The sequence below is a fragment of the Streptomyces populi genome (genome assembly GCF_002911015.1).
GTDB classification, from domain to species: Bacteria; Actinomycetota; Actinomycetes; order Streptomycetales; family Streptomycetaceae; genus Streptomyces; species Streptomyces populi.
This window is the reverse complement of record NZ_KZ626947.1, coordinates 21,000-27,256: the sequence shown is the minus strand read 5'-3', so window position 1 is coordinate 27,256 and position 6,257 is coordinate 21,000. Positions and strand designations below refer to the sequence as shown.

General features: G+C 72.4%; 5 protein-coding genes. All 5 read left to right on the top strand.

Annotation, left to right across the window (positions count from 1 at the left end):
• Positions 1-240: 240 nt before the first annotated feature.
• Genes CW362_RS34780 through CW362_RS34760 form a run of 5 tightly spaced genes read left to right on the top strand, consistent with a single transcriptional unit; the run spans position 241 to position 6,179 of the window.
• A complete protein-coding gene (locus tag CW362_RS34780) occupies positions 241-1,215 on the top strand; it encodes a quinone oxidoreductase family protein (protein ID WP_103553603.1) in 975 nt (324 codons plus the stop codon).
• A 51-nt stretch (positions 1,216-1,266) separates the two neighbouring features.
• Complete coding sequence (locus tag CW362_RS34775) at positions 1,267-2,175, top strand: TauD/TfdA dioxygenase family protein (RefSeq protein WP_103553602.1); 909 nt, start codon at positions 1,267-1,269, stop codon at positions 2,173-2,175.
• A 35-nt stretch (positions 2,176-2,210) separates the two neighbouring features.
• Positions 2,211-3,569, top strand: a complete 1,359-nt coding sequence (locus tag CW362_RS34770; protein WP_103553601.1) for an MFS transporter — start codon at positions 2,211-2,213, stop codon at positions 3,567-3,569.
• A complete protein-coding gene (locus CW362_RS34765; protein WP_103553600.1) occupies positions 3,566-4,144 on the top strand; it encodes an RBBP9/YdeN family alpha/beta hydrolase in 579 nt (192 codons plus the stop codon). Before CW362_RS34770 ends, CW362_RS34765 begins: the two co-directional genes overlap by 4 nt.
• Positions 4,145-4,175: 31 nt before the next feature.
• Positions 4,176-6,179, top strand: coding sequence for an acetoacetate--CoA ligase (locus CW362_RS34760; protein ID WP_103553599.1), 2,004 nt, complete (start codon positions 4,176-4,178; stop codon positions 6,177-6,179).
• Positions 6,180-6,257: the final 78 nt, after the last annotated feature.

The window sequence follows — 6,257 nt, the reverse complement described above, 5'->3', positions numbered from 1 at the left end:
GGCCCGCGGTCCGGGCCGCCCGGCCGCCGCGCGGCCTGCCGCGCGGATCACCGGCTCGGCCCGGCCGGCCGCCACGCGCTCGGCCCGCGACCGGGTCGAGCCCGCACCGAGCCGTACCGGGGCAGGGCCCGGCGCGGCACCGCGCCACCCGACACGCCACGTGGCCGCCGGAACCAGACCCCCCGGCTCCGGCGGCCCTTCCTCTCCCCATCCACCCGACACGAACAACGGAGCGCCCCCGTGGCCCACGCCATTCGATTCAAGGAGACCGGCGGTCCCGAGGTCCTGCGCTGGGAGGAGGTCGTCGTCGGCGACCCCGGCCCCGGCCAGGTCCGGATCCGCCACCACGCCGTCGGACTCAACTTCGCCGACACCTACTTCCGCACCGGGCTCTATCCCGCGCCGCTGCCCGCCGGGCTCGGCGTCGAGGCGGCGGGCGTGATCGAGGCGGTCGGCGAGGGCGTCACCGGGTTCTCCGAGGGCGACCGGGTCACGTACACCGGAAGTCCGCTCGGCGCCTACAGCACCGAGCGCGTCATGCCCGTCGGCTCCCTGATCAAGCTGCCGGACGGCATCGCCTTCGAGACGGCCGCGGCGATGACCATGCGCGGCCTGACCTCCTCGTACCTGCTCCGCAGGATCCACCCCCTCGAGGAGGGCGACACGATCCTGCTGACCGCGGCGGCGGGCGGTGTCGGCCTCATCGTCTGCCAGTGGGCCAAGCTCCTCGGACTGAACGTCATCGGCACCGTCTCCACCGAGGAGAAGGCCGAACTGGCCCGGGCCCACGGCTGCGACCACGTCATCCACTACCGGAGCGAGAACGTGGCCGAGCGGGTGCGCGAACTCACCGACGGCGCCGGGGTCCCGGTCGTCTTCGACAGCGTCGGCAAGACCACGTACGCCTCCTCGCTCGCCTCGCTGCGCCGCCGCGGACTGCTCGTCTGCTTCGGCACCGCCTCCGGCCCCGTCCCGCCCATCGACGCCATGCAACTCGCGGTCCAGGGCTCCCTGTTCGTCACCCGGCCCGCACTCGCCGACTACATCGCGGACCCCGCGGAGCGGGCGGAGCTCGCCGGCGAACTCTTCGACCACGTCGGCTCCGGCCGCATCGACATCAAGGTCAACCAGCGCTACGCCCTCGAGGACGCCGCCCAGGCGCACCGCGACCTGGAGGCGGGACGGACCACCGGATCGTCCGTCTTCGTCCTCTGAGCCCCAGCACTCCCCCGCGGTTCAACTCCACTCTCTCCAGGAGGAAGCACCATGGAACACACGCTCGCTCCGCCCGAGGGCGCGCCGGTCCGCTCCCATCACCGCGGCTCGATCCGCGTCGAACCGCTGACCTGCTCGATCGGCGCGGAACTGTCCGGTGTGAACCTCGGCGACGCCGCACACGACGACGACCTCTTCACCGAGATCAAGTCCCTGCTGCTCCAGTACAAGGTGCTGTTCCTGCGCGACCAGGACATCACGCGCGCCGAACACGTCGCCTTCGCCGAGCGCTTCGGCGCGCTGGAGGACCACCCGGTGGCCGGCAGCGACCCCGAGCACCCCGGCCTGGTGCGGATCTACAAGGACCTGGACAGCCCGGCCGAGCACTACGAGAACGCCCTGCACACGGACGGCACCTGGCGCGAGAACCCGGCCATGGGCGCGGTGCTGCGCTGTGTCGAGGGGCCGCCCGTCGGCGGGGACACCATCTGGGTCAACATGGCCGAGGCGTACCGCCGGCTGCCCGAGGACATCCGCACCAAGATCCGTGGTCTGCGGGCCAAGCACAGCATCGAGGCCACCTTCGGCGCCGTGATGCCCCAGGAGAAGCGGCACGCCCTCAAGGCGCAGTTCCCCGACGCGGAGCACCCGGTCGTGCGCGTCCACCCGGAGACCGGCGAGGAGATCCTCTTCGTCAACGCGTTCACCACCCACTTCGTCAACTACCACACGCCCGAGAACGTCCGGTTCGGACAGGACTTCGCCCCCGGCGCGGGCCTCCTGCTCAACTATCTGATCGGCCAGGCCGCGATCCCGGAGTACCAGGTGCGCTGGCGCTGGACCCCGAACAGCGTCGCCATCTGGGACAACCGCTCCACCCAGCACTACGCCGTACAGGACTACTGGCCCGCCGTCCGCCGCATGGAGCGCGCGGGAATCGTCGGCGACAGACCGTTCTAGCCCCCTTCCTCCCAACAGCGCGTGAGGTGATGACAATGGAGTTGCACACCACTGCTGGACCCGTCCCCGGGACGGACACGACCGCCTCGTCCGGATGGCCCGTGTCCCGTCGTTACGCCTGGGTGGTCTTCGCCCTCAGTTTCGGTCTGCTGCTGTCGGACTACATGTCCCGGCAGGTCCTCAACGCCGTCTTCCCCGACCTCAAGAGCGAGTGGCTGCTCTCGGACGCCAGGCTCGGCACCCTCAGCAGCGTCGTCGCCCTCATGGTCGGCCTGCTCACCTTCCCCATGTCGCTGATGGCCGACCGCTGGGGGCGGGTCAAGAGCCTGCTGCTCGCCGCCGCGATGTGGAGCGTGGCGACCCTCGGCTGCGCGGTCTCCGCGAGCTACGACCAGATGCTCGTCGGCCGGCTCTTCGTCGGCATCGGCGAGGCGGCGTACGGAAGCGTCGGCATCGCCGTCGTCCTGAGCATCTTCCCCCTGGGTCTGCGCGCCACCCTCTCCGGCGCCTTCATCGCGGGCGGTGCCTTCGGTTCGGTCCTCGGCGTGTCGATCGGCGGCGCCGTCGCCGAACACCTCGGCTGGCGCTGGGCGTTCGGCGTCATGGGCATCTTCGGTCTGGTCCTGGCGGCGGTCTACGGCGTCGTCGTCACCGAGAAGAGGCTGGCGCCGGAGGGCGGTTCCACCGGCTCCGGCTCCGAGTCCGAGCCCGGTCCCCAGGGGCGGCTGCGCGTGCTGCTGCCCCGGCTGTTCTCCTCCGTGTCGGTGATCAGCGCCTACGTGGGCAGCGGCCTCCAACTGTTCATCGCCGCCTCCCTGATGGCCTGGCTGCCCAGCTACTTCAACCGCTACTACGACATGCCCACCGCCAAGGCGGGCGCGACCGCCGGTGTCTTCATCCTCGTCATCGGCGTCGGCATGATCGGCGGCGGCATCGTCTCCGACCGCATCAGCAGGGCGTTCCCCATCCGCAAGTGGGCGGTCGCCATCGGGTGCAGCCTCGGCTCGCTCGCCCTGCTCATGACCGCCTTCCGGCTGCCGACGGGACCCCTCCAGCTGGCGGTGCTGGCGGCCGGAGCCCTGCTGTCGGCCGGCACGGCGGGACCCGCGACCGCCATGGTGGCCAACCTGACCCCCGCGGCCATCTCCGCGACGGCCTTCGCCACCCTGACCCTCGCCAACAGCCTGCTCGGGCTGGCTCCCGGTCCCGCCCTGACGGGCGCGCTCGCGGACGACATGGGACTGCTCGGTGCCCTGCGGGTCATCCCGCTCACGGCGCTCGTCGCCACCCTCGCCTTCCTGGTCGGCCGCCACTTCTACGAGCGTGACCTGCTCCGGCTGACGAGCGCCCCGGCCCCGGCGGCGGAGCCCGAGGACGCGGTGGTGACGGCGTGAACACAGCGACCGAGCCGGTGATCGTGATCGTCCCGGGACTGCGCGACCATGTCGCCGACCACTGGCAGACCCTGCTGGGTGACCGGCTGGCCGAGGCCGGGCGGACCGTGCTCACCGTCCCGCCGCTCACCGAGGACGCGTTGAGCCGCGAGGCCCGGGTGGCGGCGCTCGACAAGGTGGTCTCGCAGGCCGAAGGTCCCGTCGTGCTCGTCGCGCACAGCGCCGGCGTGATCACCACGGTCCACTGGGCCCGGGGAAGCACGGCACAGGTGCGCGGAGCGCTGCTCGTGACACCGCCGGACTTCGACACCCCGCTGCCCGAGGGCTATCCGACCCCGGAGACGCTCGGCGAACACGGCTGGACACCGGTGCCCCGGAGCCCGCTGCCCTTCCCCAGCGTCGTCGCCGCCAGCTCGAACGACCCCCTCGGCACGGCCGAGCGGGTCGCCGGACTGGCCCGTGACTGGGGCGGCGCCCTGGTGGAACTCGGCGAGGTCGGCCATCTCAACCCCGCGTCCGGCCACGGCCCGTGGCCGCGCGCGGAAGAACTGCTCCGCGACGTGGAAGCCGGCTGACACGCCGCGTCCAGCCCAGAAAGGCACCCCGATGAACACCGACACCGATCTGCTGTGGTCCCCCGGTCGCCGCGAGTTGGAGGATTCCAACGTCGCCGCCTTCATGGACTGGGTGAGCGAAGTACGGGGTCTGCGCTTCTCCGACTACGCCGAGCTGTGGCGGTGGAGCTCCACCGACCTCGCCGGATTCTGGTCGGCGGTGTGGGAGTTCTACGGGCTGGACGCGGTCAGCGGCTACGACACGGTGCTGGGCGAGGCGTCGATGCCGGGCGCCACGTGGTTCCCCGGCGCCCGGCTGAACTTCGCCGAACGCTGCTTCGCCCGGGCCACGGACGCCCGCCCGGCGCTCGTGTGCCTGACCGAGGGCGGCACTCCCGAGGAGACCTCCTGGGACGAGCTGCGCCGGCAGGTCGCCGATGTCGCGGCGGCGCTGCGCGGGATGGGCGTGGAGCCGGGCGACCGCGTGGCCGGATACCTCCCCAACCTCCGCCAGACCGTGGTGGCGCTGCTCGCCACGGCCGCCGTCGGCGCCGTGTGGACGGCTTGCTCCCCGGACTTCGGCACGCCCAGCGTGCTGGCCCGGCTCCGGCAGGCCCGCCCGACGGTCCTCGTGGCGGCGGACGGATACCGCTACGGCGGCAAGACCTACGACAGGCGCCCGGAGATCGCCGAACTCGCGGACGGACTCCCCACCGTCCGCCACCTCCTCGCCGTCGACAGCCTCTTCGACGCCCCGGACGGACCGTGGTCCGGGCGGACCGACGTCCACCAGCACGTCTGGTCCGCGCTGCCGCCGGCGCACGGACCACTGGAGTTCGCCGACGTCCCCTTCGACCACCCGCTCTGGATCCTGTGGTCCTCGGGCACCACGGGGATCCCGAAGGGGATCGTGCAGGGCCACGGCGGCATCGTGGTCGAACTGCTCAAGGCACTGGGCCTGGGCGTCGACCTGCGCGCCGACGACCGCTACCTCTTCATCACCTCCACCAGCTGGATGGTGTGGAACTTCCTGGTCGGCGGACTGCTGCACGGCAGCACCGTCGTCCTGTACGACGGAAGCCCGACGTACCCCGGCGTCGACGGCGTCTGGGCGGTCGCCGAGCGGACCGGCGCGACCGTCCTCGGCCTCGGCGCGGCCTATCTCACCGCGGCGGAGAAGGCGGACAGCCGTCCCGCGGACACCTTCGGACTCGGCCGGCTGCGGACCGTCCTGCAGACCGGGTCGACCCTGCCGCCCGGCACCTGGCACTGGGTCCACGACCGGCTGACACCCGGCGTGCGGCTCCAGTCCATCTGCGGCGGTACGGACGTCTGCTCGGTCCTCGCGGGAAGCACCCCGCTGCTGCCCGTCCGCGCGGGCCGCATCCAGGCCCCCGCCCTCGGCGTCGCCCTGGCCTCCTGGGACCCCGAGGGACGCCCCCTGACGGGCGAGCAGGGCGAGCTGGTGGTGACCGCGCCGCTGCCGTCCATGCCGCTCCACTTCGTCGGGGACCCGGACGGCGCCCGCTACCGGGCCAGCTACTTCGACACCTACCCCGGGGTCTGGCGGCACGGCGACTGGGTCACCGTCGACGCCGACCTGTCGGTCGTCGTGGCGGGGCGCTCCGACTCCACCCTGAACCGGTCCGGCGTACGCATGGGGTCCGCCGACATCTACGCCGTCGTCGACCAGCTCCCCGGGATCGCCGACAGTCTCGTCATCGGTGTCGAACAGCCCGACGGCGGCTACTTCATGCCGCTGTTCGTCGTACCCGCCGAGGGCACCGCGCTCGACGACGGCACGCGTCGGCGCATCGCCGCGGCCATCAGGAACCGGCTGTCCCCGCGCCACGTGCCCGACGTGATCGTGCCGGTCCCCGCCGTCCCCCGCACCCTCACCGGCAAGAAGCTGGAAGTCCCGGTCAAGCGCGTCCTCCAGGGCGCCCGCCCCGGCGAGGTGAGCAGCGAGGGAGCCGTCACCCATCCGGAGATGCTGGCGTGGTTCGCGGAGTTCGCCGCTCGCGGGGCAGGTGCCGGATCCCCGGCGGACGGGTGAGACACCGGGCCGTCGGCCGCCGCTCCGCGCATGTCGCCCGCTTCACCCGCGAGCGACATTCGTGATCACCCACCAGTC